The organism is Candidatus Anaeroferrophillus wilburensis, from assembly GCA_016934315.1.
Classification (GTDB): domain Bacteria; phylum Desulfobacterota; class Anaeroferrophillalia; order Anaeroferrophillales; family Anaeroferrophillaceae; genus Anaeroferrophillus; species Anaeroferrophillus wilburensis.
The window spans coordinates 35,875-56,883 of record JAFGSY010000035.1; the positions used below are offsets into that span (position 1 = coordinate 35,875).

At 53.9% G+C, this 21,009-nt stretch carries 18 protein-coding genes; 13 read left to right on the plus strand and 5 right to left on the minus strand.

Translation table 11 applies throughout. From position 1 onward, the window contains the following. Nucleotides 1–60 precede the first annotated feature (60 nt). Together JXO50_09085 and JXO50_09090 are read left to right on the plus strand one after the other, a co-directional pair. On the plus strand, nt 61–1,344 hold the full coding sequence (locus tag JXO50_09085; GenBank protein ID MBN2333244.1) for an AMP-binding protein: 1,284 nt from the start codon (nt 61–63) through the stop codon (nt 1,342–1,344). A gap of 59 nt (nt 1,345–1,403) precedes the next feature. After that, the gene (locus JXO50_09090; GenBank protein MBN2333245.1) at nt 1,404–2,063 is read left to right on the plus strand and encodes a CBS domain-containing protein; all 660 of its coding nucleotides are present in this window, start codon (nt 1,404–1,406) and stop codon (nt 2,061–2,063) included. On the opposite strand, the gene JXO50_09095 is transcribed toward JXO50_09090, so the two are convergent. From JXO50_09095 to JXO50_09115, 5 genes are all read right to left on the minus strand, one after another. Next, a complete protein-coding gene (locus tag JXO50_09095; GenBank protein MBN2333246.1) occupies nt 2,060–2,605 on the minus strand; it encodes a 2-oxoacid:acceptor oxidoreductase family protein in 546 nt (181 codons plus the stop codon). The two genes, JXO50_09090 and JXO50_09095, sit on opposite strands and share 4 nt — an antisense overlap. A gap of 96 nt (nt 2,606–2,701) precedes the next feature. Next, complete coding sequence (locus JXO50_09100) at nt 2,702–4,546, minus strand: 4Fe-4S binding protein (protein MBN2333247.1); 1,845 nt, start codon at nt 4,544–4,546, stop codon at nt 2,702–2,704. Next, a complete protein-coding gene (locus tag JXO50_09105; protein MBN2333248.1) occupies nt 4,543–5,223 on the minus strand; it encodes a TIGR04211 family SH3 domain-containing protein in 681 nt (226 codons plus the stop codon). Before JXO50_09105 ends, JXO50_09100 begins: the two co-directional genes overlap by 4 nt. Before the next feature lie 154 nt (nt 5,224–5,377). After that, complete coding sequence (locus JXO50_09110; GenBank protein ID MBN2333249.1) at nt 5,378–5,956, minus strand: CoA pyrophosphatase; 579 nt, start codon at nt 5,954–5,956, stop codon at nt 5,378–5,380. Between the two features lie 126 nt (nt 5,957–6,082). Then, a complete protein-coding gene (locus JXO50_09115; protein ID MBN2333250.1) occupies nt 6,083–7,069 on the minus strand; it encodes a ribonuclease Z in 987 nt (328 codons plus the stop codon). Nucleotides 7,070–7,575: 506 nt separating this feature from the next. On the opposite strand from JXO50_09115, the gene JXO50_09120 reads away from it, so the two are divergent. The 11 genes from JXO50_09120 to thrB all read left to right on the plus strand — a co-directional run bounded on the left by JXO50_09120 (nt 7,576) and on the right by thrB (nt 20,974). After that, nucleotides 7,576–8,610 (plus strand): methionine synthase, encoded by a 1,035-nt coding sequence (locus JXO50_09120; protein ID MBN2333251.1) that lies wholly within the window; start codon nt 7,576–7,578, stop codon nt 8,608–8,610. An 81-nt stretch (nt 8,611–8,691) separates the two neighbouring features. Beyond that, entirely contained in the window at nt 8,692–9,009 is a 318-nt protein-coding gene (locus JXO50_09125; protein ID MBN2333252.1) for an Hsp20/alpha crystallin family protein, read from the plus strand. A gap of 452 nt (nt 9,010–9,461) precedes the next feature. Then, nucleotides 9,462–11,846 carry an endopeptidase La gene (gene lon, locus JXO50_09130; GenBank protein MBN2333253.1) on the plus strand — a complete coding sequence of 795 codons (2,385 nt, stop codon included), beginning with the start codon at nt 9,462–9,464 and terminating at the stop codon, nt 11,844–11,846. Nucleotides 11,847–11,927: 81 nt separating this feature from the next. Next, entirely contained in the window at nt 11,928–12,989 is a 1,062-nt protein-coding gene (gene thiL, locus JXO50_09135; protein ID MBN2333254.1) for a thiamine-phosphate kinase, read from the plus strand. A gap of 120 nt (nt 12,990–13,109) precedes the next feature. After that, nucleotides 13,110–14,132, plus strand: coding sequence for an HD domain-containing protein (locus tag JXO50_09140; protein ID MBN2333255.1), 1,023 nt, complete (start codon nt 13,110–13,112; stop codon nt 14,130–14,132). Nucleotides 14,133–14,522: 390 nt separating this feature from the next. Continuing rightward, nucleotides 14,523–14,732, plus strand: a complete 210-nt coding sequence (locus JXO50_09145) for a dodecin domain-containing protein (protein MBN2333256.1) — start codon at nt 14,523–14,525, stop codon at nt 14,730–14,732. A 178-nt stretch (nt 14,733–14,910) separates the two neighbouring features. Continuing rightward, nucleotides 14,911–15,945, plus strand: a complete 1,035-nt coding sequence (gene hrcA, locus JXO50_09150; GenBank protein ID MBN2333257.1) for a heat-inducible transcription repressor HrcA — start codon at nt 14,911–14,913, stop codon at nt 15,943–15,945. A 31-nt stretch (nt 15,946–15,976) separates the two neighbouring features. Beyond that, on the plus strand, nt 15,977–16,627 hold the full coding sequence (gene grpE / locus JXO50_09155; protein ID MBN2333258.1) for a nucleotide exchange factor GrpE: 651 nt from the start codon (nt 15,977–15,979) through the stop codon (nt 16,625–16,627). 84 nt (nt 16,628–16,711) lie between these two features. Continuing rightward, entirely contained in the window at nt 16,712–18,619 is a 1,908-nt protein-coding gene (gene dnaK / locus JXO50_09160) for a molecular chaperone DnaK (protein MBN2333259.1), read from the plus strand. 236 nt (nt 18,620–18,855) lie between these two features. Continuing rightward, nucleotides 18,856–19,980 carry a molecular chaperone DnaJ gene (gene dnaJ, locus JXO50_09165; GenBank protein ID MBN2333260.1) on the plus strand — a complete coding sequence of 375 codons (1,125 nt, stop codon included), beginning with the start codon at nt 18,856–18,858 and terminating at the stop codon, nt 19,978–19,980. After that, nucleotides 19,973–20,974 (plus strand): homoserine kinase, encoded by a 1,002-nt coding sequence (gene thrB / locus JXO50_09170; GenBank protein ID MBN2333261.1) that lies wholly within the window; start codon nt 19,973–19,975, stop codon nt 20,972–20,974. Before dnaJ ends, thrB begins: the two co-directional genes overlap by 8 nt. Nucleotides 20,975–21,009 lie beyond the last annotated feature (35 nt).

Genomic DNA, 21,009 nt, shown 5'->3' on the forward strand with positions numbered 1-21,009 from the left:
TTTGCCCCCCTGGCATCCGGACCCTGTTGCTGAAAGATGTCCATCAAGGAGAATGTGACCATGACGACAACCAACCGGACCACCGGTTTTTACGATAAAGAGCTGGAAACCGCAACCCCTGAAGGGTGGCGGGAATACCATGATCAGCAGGTGAAGGAACTCTGTCTCCACGCCTGCCAGAAGGCTCCGGCAATCAAGAAGATTTTTGCCGATGCCGGGGTGAGTCCCGCCGATATCACCGCGGCGACCGACCTGGAGAAGTTGCCGGTGACCTCTAAAAGTCAGCTGGCGCAGATGCAGGCTGAGAATCCCCCCTTTGGTGGTTTTTTGACGGTGCCGGTCAATGAATTGAAGCGGATTTTCATGTCTCCCGGGCCGATCTATGATCCCCAGGGAAAGACCCCCGATTTCTGGGGCTGGTCTGAGGGCTTTTATGCCGCCGGGTTCCGGGCTAAAGATGTGGTCATCAACACCTTTGGCTACCAGATGACGCCGGCCGGCCTGATGTTTGAAGAATCGCTGCTTGATATCGGCTGCAGCGTACTGCCCACCGGGGTTGGCAATACGGAAACCCAGGTTGAGTTGATGAAAAATCTTGGGGTTACCGGTTTTGTGGGGATGGCCAGTTTTCTCCGCAAGATCGGCGAGAAAGCCCGGGAGATGGGCCTTGATCCCATAAAGGATCTGAAACTCGAAATCGGCTATGTGGCGGCTGAAATTCTCACCGATGCCTTGCGCGCCGAAGTGGAACAGATGTATGACATGACCCTCCGCCAGGGCTATGGTACGGCAGATTGCGGTTGTCTGGCCTACGAATGCCGTGAGCGCAGCGGCATGCACTTTACCAGCAAAGCGTATGTGGAAATTGTCGATCCCCAGACCGGCAAGGCGTTGGGACCGGGCGAGCCGGGAGAAGTGGTGGTGACCATGTTCAATCCCGTCTATCCCCTGATTCGTTTCGGTACCGGAGACCTGTCGGCGTTTATCAATGAGCCGTGCGCCTGCGGCCGGACGGCCCCCCGGTTGACCAGAATCATGGGCCGGGTCGACCAGATCACCAAGGTTAAGGGCATGTTCGTCCATCCCTCCCAGGCCGACCAGGTTGTGGCGAAGTTTCCCCAGGTGGCCAAATATGAAATCGTGGTGACCAGAGAGCATGACAGTGATATTATGACGTTCAATCTTGAGATGAAGGAGCATCCTGAGGACTCTGATGCCTTTATCAAGGATTTTTCAGCCGCGGTTCAGGAGGGTGTGAAACTGAGGCCGGTGGTGAATCTGATGCCTGCCGGTTCCATAGCCGACACCGGCAAGAAGATCAGGGATGAAAGAAAGTGGGACTAGCTGCGGTTTTTAGTGAAAAGCGCTGAAAATCTTAACCCAATACGGTAGGGGAGTCGAAAATGTTTGTTCGCAATTGGATGAAAAAGGATCCGGTGACCGTCACCTCCGATACGCTGGTGATTGATGCAAAAAAAATCATGAAGGAAAATAAGTTCAGGCGGCTGCCGGTTGTTGACCGGGGCAAGCTGGTGGGCATCGTTACTTTGAATACCCTGCGGGAGGCGCAGCCTTCAGCGGCCACATCCCTCAGTATCCATGAGCTTCATTACCTGCTGGCCAAGATGACGGTTGCAGATATCATGACGAAAAAGATCATTACCTGCAGCCCGGATATCACCTTGGAGAAAGCGGCCCGCATGGGTACCCGCCATGGGATCGGCGCCCTGCCGGTGGTTGAGAACGGTAAACTGGTGGGTATTATTACCGAGTCGGATATCTATCGGGCATTCCTGACCATGTTGGGAGCGTTTAAGGTTCCTTCAACCCGTATTAGCATTGATAACTTTCCCCAGGATCAGGACGCAATCATTAAGGTTATCAGCATTCTGGACGAACTGAAGTTGACCCTGTGCAGTCTGGCGGTGGTTGATGATGTGCCGGTTGAAGGTCGTCGACAGCTGATCTTTCGGGTTTGTGAGGAGGATATCAGCGCGTTGAAAGCCAAGCTGGCGACGGCTGGTTTCCCCATTGCCGATGCCACCCCGGTTGAAAAGGTTTAAGCGATCACCGAGTGAGTGTAGGCAGTAAAGCCAATATCCAGGGCCGCGAGATTCGCGGCCCTTATTTTTTCCTTAAGCGGCATTTGCTGTAAGGCTTGTTGGAATTGCTCGATGGTGTAAGGAAAATCGGAATGACCGGCAGCAAAACCGGCAAGAATAAGATTGGCCGCCTGGGGCAGCTGATGTTTGACCGCCAGTTCAGTAGCTCCTATGCTCCTGATGGAGCAGTCGACCATGTGGGCGGACTCGATGGCGCCGTTGACAAAAAGGTTCCCTGATTGTTTGAGAAAGTGGCCAACATTCGCAAGCTCTTCATCCGCCAGCAGCATCAGGATGTCCGCTTCTCCCCAGCCGATAACCGGTGAGTGGAACGCGCCAATTTTCAGGTGGCTGCTCACCGAACCGCCGCGCATGGCCATGCCATGACTTTCAAAAGAAAGCACCTGGTCAGCCGCTAATCTGGCAACCTCGGTGAACAGCCGGGAAAGAAAGACCACCCCCTGGCCACCCACTCCGGCAATTACTAATGAACTCCTGATCATGGCATCACCTATAACTTCGGGAACAGAATACCTTTTAACGGGGTCTGCTCCTTCTCCTACGTTCTTTGATGGAAAGAATTTATAAGGATAATAGCATTATCGGTCCTGGCCGTTTCCCGTGGCAATGATGGCACCGAAGGGGCAGATGTCGATGCAGAGGCCGCAGCCGACGCAGGTAACAGGATCGACACGAACCGTACCAGTCTGATCGGCAATCAATGCCGGACATTCGTACTCTTCAATACAGGTGCCGCAGGCGGTGCAATCATCGCTCACGACTACCGTTGCACGACGGGCCGAGCGGCGGGCTTCAGGGTCCATCATGCAGGGATGGCGGGCAATAATCACGGCAATCGCGCCTTCCGGATGTATCGCATAGTTCCAGGCAGCGACCAGTTCCTTCTGGAGCAGCTGCTGTTCATAGGCATCGACAACCTGGATACGGCTGATGCCGCAGCCGCGGATAATTTCTTCGAGCGGCAGTTTGGGGCCCTGGCTGCCGTTGGCACGTAATCCGGATGCCGGGGTTGGCTGATTGCCGGTCATGGCCGTTGTTTCATTGTCGAGAAGCAGGAGGACAAAGCGACTGTCTTCCATCCGGGCATTTACCAGGGCGGGAATGCCGGAGTGGAAAAAGGTTGAATCGCCGATAATTGCCGCAATGGGGGGCACGGGTGCATCGCTACGGGTGGCGTATGCCTGGTACAGCGTTGAGGCCTGGGTGATGGAGGCGCCCATGCACAGACAGGTATCGAGGGCCTTGAGGTTCAGGCCAAGGGTATAGCAGCCAACATCGCCGGCATAGATGCCATTTTTCAAGGCAGTTTTCAGCGCATAGAAACTGGAACGGTGGGGACAGCCGGGGCACAGCCTTGGCCGCCGGGGGATGGTTTTCTGCCGGGTGCGGGGCGGTGCCGGCGGCTTCTGCTCCAGTTGACTGTAAATAATTGATTTTACGAGATCAGGAGTCAGTTCGCCGGCATCAGGTACGGCATGGTCAAGGCGCCCGCCGACCTGTTCCCGGCGGCCAAGCTGAAGCTCGATCACCGGGTAGGTTTCCTCAAGGACCAGAATCCGACGGTAATCTGCGAGCATGGCATCAATGGATGGCTGGTGCAGGGGGAATGGCAGATCAACCTTCACCAGGGTGATCTGCGCCTGCAGGTCAGGATGGGCATCAATGATATCGGCCGCCAGGCTCCAGGCAAAACCTGAAGCAATGATGGCCAGGCGCTGATTCCCGCGTGGGGCGCAGGAGAAGGAAAACTGTGGATCATGGCCGATTGCCGCCAGCTTCTGATTAAGCTGCTGGTGGAGAACAAAACGGTGCCGGGGGGTAGCCGCCCAGCGGTGTGGATTTTTGCTGAAGCAGGGAGTCTGGTCAGTATGCAGTAAAGGCGCCGGGACCATATTCTGGCGGGCATGGCACAAAGTGGCGGTGGGGCGGAGCATTACCGGGAGGCTATGCTGCTCGGAAAGAGCAAAGGCTCGGGCGGTCATCAGGCGGGCATCATCCGGGCTGGCGGGATCAAAAACCGGAATTTTTGCCAGCATGGCAAAAAACCTGCTGTCCTGTTCCGTCTGCGAACTGTAGGGGCCCGGATCATCAGCTGAAACCACCACCAGGCCGCCATCAACACCAAGGTAGGCACCACTCATTAAGGGGTCGGCGGCAACGTTGAGTCCCACCTGTTTCATGACCGCGGCGCTGCGCATGCCGGTGGCCGCGATCGTCAATGCAGATTCCAGGGCGATTTTTTCGTTGACGACCCATTGGCCGTAAACCCGTACCCCTTCCTTGTCGGCCTGGCTGACAAAACCAGGCAGAATTTCCGAAGCCGGAGTCCCAGGATAGGAGTAGAGAAAGCCACAACCGCTTTCCAGCATACCTCGGGCAATGGCATCATTGCCAAGGTAAATTGTTTCTTGGAATGAGTTCATCGCAGTCGCAGGCTGTCGGACCGTTTGCGGCGGCCGCGCATGGCTTGGATGAACATGCCGATCAGGATGCCAAGCAACACTACCGAGGCTCCAGATAAAAACCATTTGATGGTGTATGCCCGCTGAAGAAGATCTTTTTCATTGCTCAACGTATCAAAGGTTGCGGCGATTTCCTGATATTTCATCATCAGGGCATCATGTTTTTCCTTGAGTTCCAGGTATTGGGCAGAATCAGCAAGCAGCTGTTGATAATCATGGTCGAGGGTTTTTACCCTGCTACGCAATTCTTTTGTTTCGGTCAGAAGGCCGGTATTTCCCCGGCGATACTCCTGGTTTGTGCTGGTCAACACGTCAACTTTTTTCTGCAGTTCTGCCACCTGCTGCTGCGCCGCAGCCAGCAGGTGGGCTGCCGGTCTGCGGTTGGTAAGGTAGCGGGAAAGAATCCACCCTTCACGGTCCGTGCCGTAACTGATGAGCGACCATTCAGGATCTTCTGTATCCATGGTGGTAACCGCCGCCCCCGGGGTCAGGAAGGTGACGATTTTGAATTCCATCCCTTTGCCGGCCCGCACGGGAATTATCCGCAGATCGTCGGCGATATATTGTTTCACCGGATCAGCTGCCCGAAGCAGCGGCGGGGCAAGCAGAAAAGTAAAACACAGGATAAGTGTAAACATAAAGCAAACTCTGTGGTGATGCGACCTGGGCATCATAGTCCTCCTGATTGGTAGCAGCCGGAAACTGGTTGCCGGGACTGCATTGTTAGCTGCACCGGGGAAAATGGTGTCTCTCCTCCCCTGCATGTTGTTGTATGGGCTCACCTGGCGTTTCTCAGGCGGCCGGTAAGAGGTTGTGCTGACGCAAGAGGGTAACCAGTCGCTCTACGATGCGCGCTGTGGCACCCCAAATAACCTGGCCGCCAAGGTAATAGGCAACCAGCGGCATGAGGTGCCGGCCGTCAAAATAGTAAAAATCAAATTGAGAACTGGCATCAATGAAATCTTTGATGGGAACGGTTACCAAGTGATCGACTTCCTGTTCGTTAAGAATAAATGGGTAGGGGTAGGAGATGATTCCTAGAAATGGTGAAACCAGAAAACCGGTCGTGGTATCAACATCATCCAGTCTACCGATAATCGTAATGTCCTGCTGCTGAATTCCCACCTCCTCCATGGTTTCCCGCAGGCAGGTCTCAAGCAGTGAGCGGTCATCCGGTTCTTTGATGCCGCCGGGAAAAGAAATCTCTCCCTTGTGATGCTTAACCTGCTGGCTCCTTTTGATGAAGAGCAGGTGGGGCTGGTTATCCTGGATGAAAACCGGGCACAGCACCGCTGCCCGGATGCCGTCAGGAAAGGTCAGGGACCGGTGGGGGTAATCGCTGAAAATGGATGTCAGTTGCTGTTCAGTCATGATGATGCCTCTGCTGTCATCATGTTTTCTAGCAGATGCAGGATATGTCGTCAAATTGTTTTACCCTCATGACGGTGGCAGTTGTGCCGGCCATGGCGAGTGCAAAAGAGGTGTTTTCGGCAGTAGTCAGGCAATGGGTCCCGCAAATTCAGTGCCGGCTTCGCGGTAATAGTCTCCCTGGCGGGCATGATTTTTGGGGGAAAAGTGGAAAAGTATCAGTTTCTTTACCTTTGCCAGGCAGGCCAGGCGGCCTGCCTGCGCTGCGGTAAGGTGACAGGTGAGATCCGCCTTCTTTTCGTCGTCAGCCAGGAAAGCGGCCTCGCAAAAGAGCCGGTCACAGCCGTCAATCAATGCTGCCGCCCTCTCCAGATTGGCCTGACTGGCGGCGATGTCCGTTATGTAGCCAACCGCCTGTCCCGGGGTAATAATGGCCAACCGGCGGGTTAGTTCGCCAAGCATGAAAGAGCGGCCGCAAACCGTAAAGCAGGTGCCCTCAGGCAGACCATCACGAATTGCTTTCCTGACCTCGGTAAGCCATGAACCCCGCGGCCACTGCTCCCGGTCAAGGACATCACTGCGAAAGTTGATGTGAAACGGTTCCTGCAGGCGATAGGCAGCGCAGGGGATCTTATGGTCGAGGATGACGGCTTTGAGGGAAAACTGTGGCAGCGTAAGAATAGTATCATCCAGGAGGCGGGTTTCATGGAGTGGCTGCAAAGCAAAGCCATTGCGGCAGAAAAATGTTGTGGTTTGCAGACGTTGATCCAGATGAATTTCCGTGACGGTCAAGGAGAGGGGATAGTCGCTGACCAGATTCCAGGTATAGCCGGCCAGCTTGCCGTGAACATGGCCGATGATTCCCGGCGGGCCGAAAAGGTGGAGTTTTTTCTGCCGGCCAAGAACGCAGCGCAACAGGTGATCAAAGCCAATAAAATGGTCGATGTGGCAATGGGAAACAAAGATGTGGGTTACCTTGAGCAGCTTTTTGATCGGCAGCTGGCTAAGGTCGCCGAGATCAAAAAGGACGGCCATCTTTTCATGCCTCACCTGCATGAAAACAGCGGGATCGCCGAAAGGATCATTGACCAGCATGGGCAGGAATAGTGGGGTCATGGTGGCTGAGCAGTCCTTCAATGGAGGGAGGTTGAATGTGTTATAACACTATTTACGTGACAGCAACCGGCGGAAAACGCAGGCGGAGAACCTTCCCATTGGTGTGATAGTGCCCCTAAATCCTGGTAAAAGTCAAGTCGAGGCGATCCAGTCGGGAGAAAACGACAGCCAAAAATTGATGAACTTGCAACAACTGCAAAAAATGTGAAAACCGGATGGCATAATAACAGTTCCAGCTTTGAGGAAGGCAATGAATGCGGCGACCATAAACGTACGTCGCAGTAATGTAGGTTGTCGCTAAACGAAGATGGTTGAGTTGTTGCAGAGCCAGCGAAACTAAAGAATTGAATTCATCTACTGTCTATGGTAAGTCGATGGTGGATATCTCTTTATGGCCCAGGCAGAGCCTGCGTCAATTGTTCAATAGATAGCGGCATTTTTGCCGGTCAGACCGGTAGGGGGATGGCATCAGGATGGAGAACAAGCCTCGGCTGCAACCTTTATGTATGGCAACGGGAATCGGCAGCCTTCCCCATCAGCAGGTGTCGGCGGCGTCGGACCTGATCGTTGCCACATTGCCTGAGGCTCCATTCTGGCCTCAACTGCCGAACCTGAATTATCGTGAGAATATGTACGCCCAGTATGCCGAACAGTTTCCCGGCATGGTGGTCGATGCCCAGGGAAAAAGAATTTTTGTCGATGCCGGCCGGGATGATTTCAGCTCTCAGCTGGAAGTTTTTTATGATCTGATACTCCATGACCGGGTTTCCTCTTTTGCCATCAGCAAGGAGTATGCCGCCGGGCTTTGGGAGGTTCCCTTCCGGCTGCAGGCAGAGCAGGAGACTCTGCAGCTTGCCATGATCAAGGGCCAGGTGACCGGTCCCATCAGTTTCGGCCTGACGGTTGCGACCACAGACAAAAAGCCGATTATTTACGATGATACCCTGGCTGATGTGCTGGTGAAACACCTGGTCATGAAGACCCGCTGGCAGGAACAGTTTCTCCAGCAGTTGTTTCCCGGGTTGCCGGTCATGATGTTTTTTGATGAGCCGTATATGGTTTCCTTTGGCACCGCCTTTTGTTCCCTGGGACGGGAGACGGTGGTGGAGATGCTGGAGACGGTTTTTGCTGCGGTGGATGGTTTGAGTGGTGTCCACTGCTGCGGCAATACGGATTGGTCGCTCCTGCTGCAGACCTCGGTTGATGTCCTGAATTTTGATGCCTACGAGTTTGCTGACCATCTTTTTTTGTACCGTGAGGACCTGCATCGCTTTCTCGATCGGGGGGGGTGTCTGGCTTGGGGCATCGTGCCAACCAGCGAAGCGATTCTGAAAGAATCGGCGGCATCATTGCTGCAGCGTTTTGCCACCCAGCTGGAAGAGCTGGAAAAAGCGGGTTTTTCCCGCCGGAAAATTCTCGAGCAGAGTTTTATCACCCCCAGCTGCGGGTGTGGCTCCCTGCCGCTTCCCTGGGCGGAAACTATTTTTCGGATGACCGGTGAACTTTCCCGACATGTTCGCCGCACCTATGGTCTGCAGTGACAGCTGGGTGATAAGCGCAGGGAAGACATTGACTCTGGTGATGACAATGATTAGCTTTCCTGGAAGCCCAAAGGGTTGATCATGCCTAACGGAACAAAACATCTCCATGTTGTTTCCCCGCTGGTTGACATCTATGAAGCCGCCGGAGAACTGGTAGTTTGCGTTGATCTGCCGGGGGTGCCGAAAGATCAGGTCAGGGTGGAGTTTGAGGATTCCTGTCTGCGGATAACCAGCGAAAAGCCGGCTAGTCATCGATCGGGTGGAATGTGTTGTCTGCTGGAGCGGGAGTACGGTCATTGCGCCCGTGAGTTTGAACTGCCGGACAAAGTGTCGCCTGAACAGGCAACGGCAGAGCTGGTTGACGGGGTGCTGATGATTCGTATTCCCATGATTTCCTGAAGGGTTACCTCTAAGGCTTCGCAATAACGCCATTGTCTTCGTTGCGCTGGAACCTGAGTGCTAGCGGGTTGACCTTCTCTGCACAGCCCAACTCTCGGGGTTTGCACCCTGAAAGAGGGGTGCCAGCGATTCTCGATTCTGGAGTTGTTACGGTGCCACCCGGCTTTCCGGGGGGGTGCCGATCGTTACATGTCCTACACCTATGCTGCCGGCTTCCGGGTCGGGAATAAGGTGACCGTAAGAGCAGTTTAATGGAAAGAACCTAATTGCCTTCCGGCAGTGGATGGAAGGTTTTTGCCGCAGAGGGTTTCCCGGTTGTTTTTGGGAAGCGGGGTGTCTCTGCGAAGGAGGATAAGGTTGTGAGCGAGAGCGAAAAAGAAAAGAAGAAGGGTGCAGTAGTGGCCGAGGAAGAAACCGCTGGAGAACAGCAGGAGCCGGCGGCGGACAAACCGTTGGTCGACCATCCTGAGGAGGAACAGCTGGAAATTCCCGATGAACTGCCGCTGCTGCCGATCCGTGATGTGGTTATCTTTCCTTTTATGATCATGCCTCTTTTCGTTGGGCGGGAATCGTCCATCAAAGCGGTGAACGAGGCGTTGAATGGCAACCGCCTTATTTTTCTGGCAACCCAGAAGCATGTGGCGGAGGAAAACCCCAATCCTGAAGATATCTACCAGGTTGGAACCATCTCTATGATCATGCGGATGCTCAAATTGCCGGATGGCCGGGTCAAAATTCTCGTTCAGGGGCTGGCCAAGGGGATGATCAAGGGTTATCGCCAGCTGGAGCCCATGTTTAAGGTGGAAGTGGAAAAAATTGATGAGCCGCTCATGGGTGATCTGGACCTGGAAATGGAAGCCATGATGCGGACGGTCAAGGAGCGGCTGGAACGGGTTATTTCCCTCGGCAAGTCTATTTCTCCCGAAGTGGCAGTGGTTCTGGAAAATATCAATGATCCTGGAAGGCTGGCGGATCTTATCGTTTCCAACCTGGGGTTGAAAGTGGAAGTTTCCCAGGAGTTTATGGAGACCATTGATCCCCGTGAGCGGCTGCAGCAGATTAATGAGATCCTGGCTAAAGAGATTCAGGTGCTCGATATGCAGGCCAAGATCCAAAGCCAGGCCAAGGAGGAGATGACCAAAACCCAGCGGGAATATTTCCTCAAGGAGCAGTTGAAGGCGATCCGGACGGAACTGGGCGATATGGATGAACGAACCCAGGAGATTGAGGAGCTGCGGGAAAAGGTTAAAAAATGTAAAATGCCCAAAGAGGCCAACCAGGAGAGCCTTAAACAGCTGGATCGGTTGGAACGGATGCATCCCGATGCTGCCGAAGCCAATATTATCAGAACCTACCTTGATTGGATGATCGATCTGCCATGGCAGAAGAAGACCAAGGATAATCTGGATCTCAAGCAGGCTCGCCGGATTCTTGATGAGGATCATTATGGCCTGGACAAGGTTAAAGAGCGGATTGTCGAGTATCTGGCCGTCTGTAAGCTGAAAAACAAGATGCGGGGTCCAATTCTCTGCTTTGTCGGCCCTCCGGGGGTGGGGAAAACATCGCTCGGGAAGTCCATTGCCCGAGCTTTGGGGAGGAAGTTCTTTCGCCTTTCTCTGGGGGGAATGAAGGATGAGGCTGAAATTCGTGGTCATCGGCGGACCTATATCGGCGCCCTGCCGGGTCGGATTATCCAGGGGATCAAGCAGGCGGGAACAAAAAATCCGGTTTTCATGATGGATGAAATCGACAAGATCGGGTCCGATTTTCGTGGTGATCCCTCTTCGGCTCTTCTTGAAGTTCTTGATCCGGAACAGAATTCTGAATTCAGCGATCATTATCTCAATGTCCCTTATGATCTTTCCCATGTGATGTTTATTACCACGGCAAACATGCTGGAGCCGATCCCCGCCGCCTTGCGGGACCGGATGGAGGTCATCCATCTATCCGGCTATACGGATGAGGAAAAGCTCCACATCGCCAGGCAGTACCTGTTGCCCCGGCAACTGGAGGCAAACGGTATCAGTCCCAGGTATCTCACCCTTTCGGATCAGACCCTGCTGCAGGTGGCTTCCCGTTATACCCGGGAGTCGGGTGTCCGGAATTTGGAACGGGAGATCGGCAGTCTGTGCCGTAAAGTGGCCAGCCGGGTTGCGGCGGATGCCGACACAGGAGCGACACGCATTACTCCCCAGAACCTGCATAAGTATCTTGGGCCGCCGCAATACCTGGCTGATAATGGTGCGGATGAAAACCAGGTGGGAGTTGCCACGGGGCTGGCCTGGACGCCCTATGGTGGTGAAGTGCTGCAGATTGAGACGATGGTGATGGCCGGCAAAGGGAGCCTGGTGCTCACTGGCCACTTGGGAGAGGTGATGAAGGAGTCGGCCCAGGCAGCCTTAAGTTTTATCCGGACCAGGGCGGATGCCCTGGGCATTAAGGCTGCAGTATTTAAGGAAAGTGATATCCACATCCATGTGCCGGCCGGCGCCATCCCTAAAGATGGACCGTCTGCCGGGGTTACCATGCTTACCTCGCTGGTTTCGGCCCTGACCAAGGTTCCCGTGTACCGAAAAGTGGCGATGACCGGCGAAGTGACCCTCACCGGCCGGGTGATGCCCATCGGCGGCCTCAAGGAAAAAGTACTGGCGGCGGTTCGTTTCGGAGCCACCACCGTTCTCTACCCGGCGGGGAATAAAAAAGATCTTGTGGATATTCCTAAAAACATTCAGAAGCGGTTGGAACTGGTGCCGGTGTCTCATGCTGATGAGGTGTTGAAGCGCACCCTGGTTAGCCAGCCGAAAAAGGGCCGAAGGCGCAAAGCAACCGAGGTGTAACCTACCGTCATGGTGCCCGAGAAGGTTTTTTGTCCTGGCATTTAAAAAAGGTTTTGCCATCGGGGCTTGCCCAGAGAGTCTATGACTGATCGGGAAACAGTGTGCAATCTGGGTGAATTTTCACTGATTGCGCAGATTAAAAAGATGGCGCCGCCCCTTTCTGCCGAAGTCTGCGCCGGGATTGGCGACGACGCGGCGGTTATCCGGCAGGTGGATGGCAGCGTGTTGCTGGTAACCACCGATATGTTGGTGGAAGGCACTCACTTTTCCCTTGCCACCACCTCCGCGACTGATCTCGGGTATAAATCGCTTGCCGTAAACCTCAGTGATATTGGGGCAATGGGGGGAATCCCCAGCCATTATTTCCTGGTTCTCGGCCTGCCATCCACCTGTCTCTTTGGCTGGTTTCAAGATTTTCTGACCGGAATGTTTTCCCTGGCTCGTCACGAGGGGGTACAACTCCTCGGTGGGGATACGGTCGCTGCCAAACAGCTTACCATCTGCATCACCCTCCATGGCCAGGCTCAGGAGGCTGCCGTGGCATATCGCCGGGGAGCGAAGCCCGGAGATGATCTTTATGTTTCCGGCAGTCTCGGTGACAGCGCGTTGGGATTAGCCCTCCTGCAGCAGCGTGAAAGCTGTTGCCACCCGCTGGCTGCGAAGGGTGTTCCGGTGGGTGGGGAGGCGGCAAAATTTCTGATTTCCCGCCACCGGCGGCCTGAACCGCGGCTCCAACTGGGGCGCCTGCTGACCGAGCGGCGGCTGATTTCGGCCATGCTGGATATCAGTGACGGTCTGCTGGGGGATCTTGGCCATCTGCTCTCGGCGGAGGAATCATCTTTGGGAGCGGATATTATGGTTGATCAGGTGCCTTTATCCTGGGCGTATCGCGCTCACCAATTGTCTGACTCGTTGGCAGCTTACCGCCCGGCGCTTACTGGCGGCGAAGATTACGAACTTTTGTTTACTGCCCCTGCTGGCCGGGAGAGGGTGTTTTCCCGTCTGGCTAAAGAGACCGGGGTGCCCCTTGCGCGGGTGGGGAGCATCTCTCGGGAGCCCGGAATTCGTCTGTACCTGCCCGGGGGGGAAATCGTGGACGGGGCGCACCTGCACGGCTTTGACCATTTTGCCGGTCAGCGGTGATAAAGGTTCCGTTCCAGGTGCATCCCGTGCAGGTGAGATTGGGCGCCACGAAGCAGACTGAGACCGTCAGGCTCAGGAATCACTACCTTTACGATTGATTATTCAAGGGGAGAAACAGCGTTGAAGCTATACCTTAATGAGTTGCAGGAACATCAGAATGTGGAAACCGTGGTGCTGGTTTCCAAAAAAACCGTTGCTCGCTCCCGTAAGGATAAAGAGTATATCGCCTTAAAAGTCATGGATAAATCGGCGGAGATAAGTGCCCATATTTGGGATAACGTGCCGGTTTATCGTGACCGGTTTGCAGAAGAGGACTATGTGCTGCTGAAAGGCCGGGTTGTAGCTTTCCAGGGGGCCTTGCAGATAAATGTTACCCACCTTGAGCTTTTCAATGGTGAGGTTGACCCGCGGGACTTTCTGCCCCAGACTACAAAAAATATCGGCAACCTGCTGCGGACCCTGCAAGCAGCGGTAAGGGAAGTGAAAAATCCCTGGTTGGCTCGTCTACTGGCTGATTTTTTTATCAAGGACAGTGAATTCCTTGCCTGCTTTCAACTGGCACCGGCGGCCAAGGCGATGCATCACGCTTATCTTGGTGGTCTGCTGGAGCATACCGTGGGGGTTCTCCAGCTGGCACTCCAGATCGCGCCGCTGTATCCGCAGCTGGACCAGGACCTGCTGGTGGCCGGTGCCCTGCTCCATGATATCGGCAAGGTGGTGGAACTGGGATATGAAAAGTCCTTTACCTATACCGCCAGGGGCAGGCTGCTGGGGCACATTGTTATTGGGGCGGAGATGGTTGCGGCCAAGGTGGCAAAAATTAATGGGTTTCCCGAATCCCTGCTGATCCTGCTGGAACACCTGCTACTCAGTCATCACGGTGATTACCAGTGGGGGTCGCCCAAGCGGCCTAAGACCCCCGAAGCCTTCATGCTCCATTATCTCGACGATATGGATGCAAAAATGAATGCCATTGACTCATTTTATGCCGCACAAGGGGGAAAAGGTGCAGCCTGGAGTGATTTTAACCGCGTGTTTGAACGATATTTTCTTCTTGACAGTAAAAAAATGATGCCCGAGCCTGATGACCAGTCGGCGTCCTTGCCCCCTTCTCCTGATCATCAAAAGCCCACTCTTTTCTGATCATCTCGTCAGGTTGCAGCGCATTCTGCCGCCTGCCTTGACAACCACCTTTTTATATGTTTTCATTTACCAATACCTGCAATGATTGTTTTCCGGTGAGCCTAACGTAGTCATTGGGTGAAAAGACACTGTTGCAAGGTCCCCGGATGTTATTGCCGGTTCTGTCCGGTCGAACGTGCCGTACCGCGGTGGTGTTGTTCTGCTGGGCTATCCGCACGTGTTCTAAGGAAATGTTTACCGCTTTATTTCCATGTCATTGGTAACGCGAGGTTGGCGTTTGGCTGTTGTTTGAATTTCTGGTGTATGGTCAGGAAAGGGGCGAGGACGAACGTCCCGTTTTTGCTCGGCAAGGGGTTTTTTTAACGTTGGCATTCTAGGGAGGAGGCTATGATGAGCGAAAGTGTTTACAAAATTGTCGAACTGGTGGGGACGAGCACGGAATCATGGGAAGATGCGGTGAAAAATGTGGTGGAAAAGGCCAAGGGCAGCCTGCATGACCTGCGAGTCGCTGAAGTTACGCAACTGGATGTTAAGATTGACGAGGGAGGGGTGACCGCCTTTCGCGCCAAGGTGAAACTGTCATTCAAATATCAGGCGTGAGCAGGTTGGAGCATTTTTTTAGGAGCCAAAAAGCGGGGGAATTTCCCCCGCTTTTTCATGGTCGTCCCAGGGTGATTTTTCTCGCCATATCTACCTTGACAAATAAAAAGGGCATTGCTATTTTAGCGGTGTTGGCGCTCTCCGCAGATGAGTGCTAATCATCGAAGGCGAGGGAGATATGGAAGCGCTGTCAGAAAGATATGAGCGTATTTTAGCGGCCATTGTACTGGGCTATATTCGAACGGCGGAACCGATTGGTTCACGGACGATTGCCAGGAATACCGCGTTTAATCTCAGTCCAGCGACCATTCGCAACGCGATGGCCGACTTGGAGGACTATGGTCTGTTGTGCCAGCCGCACACTTCGGCCGGCAGGATTCCCACCGACCGGGGGTTTCGTTATTATGTTGACCATCTGCTGCCGGAACCCGAGTTGCCGGAGTTGGTGAAAGAAACGATCAGGAATGCCTTTCCCCGGCACCGCAGCAATGTGGAAGAGGTGTTGAAAGAAGGTGTCAACGCCCTTTCCCGGCTGACGCCCTATGTCAGCATGATCAGTCTGCCCCACTTCAGCCAGACGACGCTCAAGCATATCCGATTTGTCCGGCTTAATGACCAACAGATTCTGGCAGTCATTATCTCTGATGCAGGTTTGGTGCAAAATATTCTCTTCGGGTCGGATGTGTCCTTTTCCCAGGATGATTTGAACCGTTTTTCCAATTACCTGAACCGGATTATCGATGGCTTGACCCTTGAAGGGGTGAAACGTAAAATTTTTGCCCAGATGCAGGGTGAAAAAGATGCCTATGACTCCATGATGGCCCAGGTGATGGCGCTGAGCAGAAGGATGTTTGATCATGGGGTTGGCGATGATTCCGAGATCATTATTGATGGCAAGCTCAATATCCTTGAGCATCCTGAGTTCGCTGATGCCGATAAGATGAAACGGCTTTTCAGGGCCTTTGAAGAGAAGAGCACCATGATCAAGCTCTTGGATGAAGCCCAGAAAGGGAAGCCGCTGCAAGTCTATATCGGTGGGGAAAATCGCTGTGAAGAGATGAGCCTTTGCTCGGTCATTGTGGCCGGCTACGGCAAAGATGACCAGCAAATGGGAAATGTCGGCATCATCGGCCCTACAAGAATGGACTATTCGCGCATTATTCCCCTCGTGCGTTATACTGCCGAGGTTATTAATACCCTTATTTCCGATTAGAAAGGCCAGGTTTGCAATGGTGAGCATTCCAGTGAAGCGGAACGGTTCCGCGGTTGACGATGAAGGTGAGGAAATGAAGAAAGAGCAGCCGCCTGTTCCCCCCGCCGGGGGGCTTCAGGGAAAGCAAGATGAAGAGGAGGCTGTCCCCGAAGAAGAGGGAGGTCGTCTTGAAGAGGTGATCAGGGAAAATAAGGAATTGCAGGAACAGCTGGCTGCGATGGTCCAGGAGAACAGTCAGTTACGTGATCGGATGCTGCGTCTGCAGGCCGAGAGCGAGAATTTCCGCAAGCGGATGACCCGGGAAAAAGAGGAGTTTGTCCGTTATGCCAAAGAGGAGTTCATCCGCGAAATTTTGCCCATCAAGGATAACCTTGAACGTGCTCTCGATCATGGTGGTGAGGTGGCAAACCCCGAGGCGGTCATTGATGGGGTTACTATGATCTTGGACCAGTTCTCCTCAATTTTTGAAAAAATGGGAGTGACCTGCTTGTCTTGCTGCGGTGAGCCGTTTGATCCTAATTTTCATGAAGCTATGATGCATCAGGAAACGGCGGAACTGGAGCCCAACACGGTTATGGTGGAGCACCAGAAGGGATATGTCTACCAGGGACGTCTGCTGCGTCCGTCGCTGGTGACCGTTGCCAAAGCAGTGCCGAAAGAGGATGAGCAGGATGACGGCTGAGGCTGGTTGTTTTGTGCATAAAAAAATAATAGAGTGTAGTCAATGAGTGTTTAAGTGCTGTCCCAGTACAGCGAGGAGGATTCAATGGGAAAAGTAATAGGTATCGATCTGGGAACCACCAACTCCTGTGTCAGTGTCATGGAGGGGGGAGAATCAAAAGTCATTACCAATGCCGAAGGAAGTCGCACGACGCCCTCGATGGTTGCCTTTAGTGCGGCCGGTGAGCGGCTGGTGGGACAGTTGGCTAAAAGACAGGCGGTGACGAATCCAGAGCAGACAATCTTTGCCGTTAAACGGCTGATTGGGCGTAAATATGATGCTCCCGAAGTGCAGCAGATGGTGAAGAAGGTGCCGTTTTCCATCGTGAAGGCCAGTAACGGCGATGCCTGGGTCAAGATCCAGGGGAAGGATTACAGCCCGGCGGAAGTTTCAGCCATGATCCTGCAGAAAATGAAGCAGACAGCAGAAGATTACCTGGGGGAGACGGTGACCGATGCGGTGATCACTGTGCCTGCCTACTTTAATGACAGCCAGCGGCAGGCAACCAAGGATGCCGGAAAAATATCCGGTCTGAACGTTCTGCGGATTATCAATGAGCCGACAGCTGCATCACTGGCTTATGGCGAAGATAAAAAGGCGGAGGGCAAAATTGCTGTTTTCGATCTGGGTGGTGGTACCTTTGATATTTCGGTGCTGGAACTGGGCGACGGGGTCTTCGAGGTGAAGGCGACCAATGGCGATACCTTCCTTGGCGGCGAAGATTTTGACGAGCGGGTACTTGATTATATCGCTGAACAGTTCCGTAAAACGGAAGGAATTGACCTGCGCAACGATAAAATGGCCCTGCAGCGGCTGAAGGAAGCCGCTGAAAAAGCCAAGTGTGAACTCTCCAGCTCCATGGAAACCGATATCAATCTGCCTTTTATTACCGCTGATGCCAGCGGCCCGAAACATATGAATATCAAGCTGAGCCGGGCAACACTTGAAGGGCTGGTCGAAGACCTGGTAAACCGGGTGGTGGAACCGTGCCGGATGGCCCTGAAAGATGCCGGTGTTTCCGCCGCAGACATCCGGGAGGTCATTCTGGTTGGCGGTATGACCAGGATGCCGTTGGTACAGAAAAAGGTCAAAGAGGTATTTGGTAAGGAACCCAGCAAGGGGGTTAACCCTGATGAGGTGGTTTCCATCGGTGCGGCGATTCAAGGTGGGGTCCTGAAGGGTGATGTCAAGGATGTGCTGTTGCTGGACGTGACCCCTCTGTCGCTGGGCATTGAAACCCTTGGCGGAGTTTGTACCAAACTGATAGAAAAGAATACCACCATCCCCACCAAGAAGAGCCAGGTTTTTACCACTGCTGCTGACAGCCAGACGGCAGTCAGCATCCTGGTGCTCCAAGGTGAGCGGGAAATGGCGGCGGATAATAAGACGCTGGCAAAATTTGACCTGGTGGGCATCCCGCCGGCGCCGCGTGGGGTGCCTCAGATTGAGGTGACCTTTGATATTGATGCCAACGGCATTGTCCATGTTTCTGCAAAAGATAAAGCCACCGGCAAGGAACAGTCGGTGGAGATCAAGGCGTCCAGCGGCTTGACCGATGAAGAGATTGATAAAATGGTCAAAGATGCTGAGGCCCATGCCGATGAAGACCGCAAAAAGCGGGAATTGATCGACCTTCGCAATCAGGCGGATACCCTGGCCTATACGACGGAGAAGTCACTCAAGGAGGTGGGGGACAAGGTATCGGCCGAAGATCGGGGCAATATCGAGTCAGCACTGAATCAATTGAAATCGGTCAAAGATGGTTCTGATACTGCGGCGATCAGCTCAGCCATGGAAGCTCTGACCCAGGCGTCCTATAAGCTGGCTGAAGCCATGTATGCCCAATCTGCTGCTGAGGGTCATCAGGAAGGGCCGGCTTCCGGAGCCGGGGATGCCGGTGGTGACGATGACGTTGTTGATGCTGATTTCGAAGAGGTGGATGATAGTAAATAAGATTCTTGTTTGTGACAGGCCATGGTTGGAAAACATGCTGTCCGATTATGGCCTGTCACCAGGTGAGCTTGGTGAACCGCCTGTCACCATGACAGGCGGCAGTTTTTTTGCTGTTATCCTTTCATATTTATAGCACCAGGATTGATCGGTAGCTGCCATGGTGTGCACCGAGGGTGTGCATCTGCCCTATATGGTCAACCATCTACCGTTGATGATCGCTGTCAGCTGGAGACTCCATGTTGAAACGAGATTTTTATGAGGTGCTGCAGGTTCATCGCAATGCCTCTGACCTTGAAATTAAAAAGGCATACCGTAAACTGGCTTTCCAGTTTCACCCTGATAAAAATCCTGGTGACAAAGCGGCGGAAGAGCAGTTCAAAGAGTTGACCCATGCCTATGAGGTGCTTTCAGATTCCCAGAAAAGGGCCGCTTATGACCAGTTCGGCCATGCCGGGGTAAGCGGCAATGGTTCCGGTTTTGGTGGATTTGACGGGGCTTCCGGTTTTGGTAATTTTGGCGATATTTTCAGCGATCTGTTCGGTGAGGTCTTTGGTGGATCGCAGGGGGGGCGGACCCGCGGAGGCGGCCGGTCGGGAGAAAACCTTCGCTATACCCTGGATATTGAATTTGAAGAAGCCGTATTTGGCACTGAGGCCAAAATCCGGGTTCCACGACAGGTTCCCTGTTCGGTGTGCGGCGGTTCTGGCATGGAGGCTGGCAGTTCACCGGAGGTTTGTGAAACCTGCCATGGCCGGGGTCAGGTCCGTTTTCAGCAGGGTTTTTTCAGCATCAACCAGACATGTCCCACCTGTCATGGGGAGGGAACCATTACAAAAAATCCCTGTCAGAATTGCAAAGGCAGCGGCCGGGTTGCCGGCGAGAAAAACCTTTCAGTGAAGATTCCCGCCGGCGTTGAGTCGGGATCCCGACTCAAACTGGTGGGTGAGGGTAGTGCCGGGATCAAGGGCGGACCTCCGGGCGATCTTTATGTGGTTATCCAGGTCAAAGAGCACCCGATTTTCGTTCGTGAAGGGAACGATATCATCTGTCGGGTACCCATCAGTTTCACGCAGGCGGCTCTGGGGGCCGACATTGAGGTTCCCACCCTGGATGGCAAGCAGAGGCTGACCATTGCTCCGGGAACTCAGTCCGGTCATCTCTACCATTTGAAAGGTCAGGGTGTCCCCCACCTGCAGGCCTATGGCCGCGGGGACCAGATTATTCAGGTGGTGCTGGAAACCCCCACCAACCTTACCAGCCAACAACGGGAGCTGCTGGAGGCTTTTGCCAGGGAAAGTGGTGAGGAAACCCAGCCGGAGCATAAAAGTTTTTTTGGCAAGGTGAAGGAGATGTTTGGCTGAGAGGGGTGTCATGGATGAGTTTTTGCTCAAAATCCCAGGGTCAACATCCAATCTAGGCCCGGGTTTTGATTCTTTCGGTCTCTCACTGCCACTCTATTTGACGGTCAGACTCCGTCGTTCCTTATCTTCCCGCGATCATGTTTCTTTTGCCGGTGAAGGCTTTCACCCATCGCAGCCGATTCCCGCTGACAATCTTTTTCTTGCCGCCTATCACCGGGGTTTGGCAAGGTTTGCTGACAGCCCTAGACGCTCCTATTACGATATTGCGCTTCACAATGCCATTCCCCTCAAACGTGGCCTCGGCAGCAGCGGTGCCTGTGTTATTGCCGCGCTGCTGAGTGCTGCCCTGGTAACCGAGCAGTTTCCTTCCTTGGATGATATCCTTTCACTGGCTGTCGAGCTGGAAGGCCATGGTGATAATGTAACTCCTGCCCTGTTGGGGGGGTTCACCATTACCCTCGCCGGTGATAGCTTGTGCTATCGGAGCTATCCGGTTATGCCTTCCCTGCAGGCACTGGTTATTATTCCCAGCCTGCAGCTGGCCACCAGTAGGGCCAGGGCGGTGCTGCCGGTCACCGTTCCCATCGGTGATGCCAGGGATAATATTGCCCGGGCAGCCCTGCTGGTTACCGCCTTGCTGCTTGGTGATCTGAGCGTTCTTCCAGAGGCAGCCAGGGATGCTTTGCATCAACCCTATCGCCAGCAGTTACTGCCCTATCTTCAGCCAATGATCGAACTCAGTTATGCCCATGGTTCCCTGGCAACATTTCTCAGTGGTTCAGGGCCGGCTTTTCTTTGTCTGGTGAGGGCCGGCGGGGAAGAGCTGGGGGAATGCCTTTGCCTGGCCATGGAAGAGGATTTTTCCCAGCCGTCCCGGTATCAGCTTCTTTTCCTGGATAGTGCTGGTGCCCTGGTTGCGGCGCCTGGGCATGGAGAGCTTTCGTGGAAAGACAGCTGCCGGTGGCAGCAGTCGCTGAGAGCTAGCCGCCGCTGACAACTATAATGTTTTCTACCAAGGTGACATAAAGA

Coding starts and splice junctions, on each gene's coding strand:
- JXO50_09085 (MBN2333244.1), top strand. CDS start 61: ATGACGACAACCAACCGGACCACCGGTTTTTACGATAAAGAGCTGGAA.
- JXO50_09090 (MBN2333245.1), top strand. CDS start 1,404: ATGTTTGTTCGCAATTGGATGAAAAAGGATCCGGTGACCGTCACCTCC.
- JXO50_09095 (MBN2333246.1), bottom strand. CDS start 2,605: ATGATCAGGAGTTCATTAGTAATTGCCGGAGTGGGTGGCCAGGGGGTG.
- JXO50_09100 (MBN2333247.1), bottom strand. CDS start 4,546: ATGAACTCATTCCAAGAAACAATTTACCTTGGCAATGATGCCATTGCC.
- JXO50_09105 (MBN2333248.1), bottom strand. CDS start 5,223: ATGTTTACACTTATCCTGTGTTTTACTTTTCTGCTTGCCCCGCCGCTG.
- JXO50_09110 (MBN2333249.1), bottom strand. CDS start 5,956: ATGACTGAACAGCAACTGACATCCATTTTCAGCGATTACCCCCACCGG.
- JXO50_09115 (MBN2333250.1), bottom strand. CDS start 7,069: ATGACCCCACTATTCCTGCCCATGCTGGTCAATGATCCTTTCGGCGAT.
- JXO50_09120 (MBN2333251.1), top strand. CDS start 7,576: ATGGCAACGGGAATCGGCAGCCTTCCCCATCAGCAGGTGTCGGCGGCG.
- JXO50_09125 (MBN2333252.1), top strand. CDS start 8,692: ATGCCTAACGGAACAAAACATCTCCATGTTGTTTCCCCGCTGGTTGAC.
- thiL (MBN2333254.1), top strand. CDS start 11,928: ATGACTGATCGGGAAACAGTGTGCAATCTGGGTGAATTTTCACTGATT.
- JXO50_09145 (MBN2333256.1), top strand. CDS start 14,523: ATGAGCGAAAGTGTTTACAAAATTGTCGAACTGGTGGGGACGAGCACG.
- hrcA (MBN2333257.1), top strand. CDS start 14,911: ATGGAAGCGCTGTCAGAAAGATATGAGCGTATTTTAGCGGCCATTGTA.
- dnaK (MBN2333259.1), top strand. CDS start 16,712: ATGGGAAAAGTAATAGGTATCGATCTGGGAACCACCAACTCCTGTGTC.
- dnaJ (MBN2333260.1), top strand. CDS start 18,856: ATGTTGAAACGAGATTTTTATGAGGTGCTGCAGGTTCATCGCAATGCC.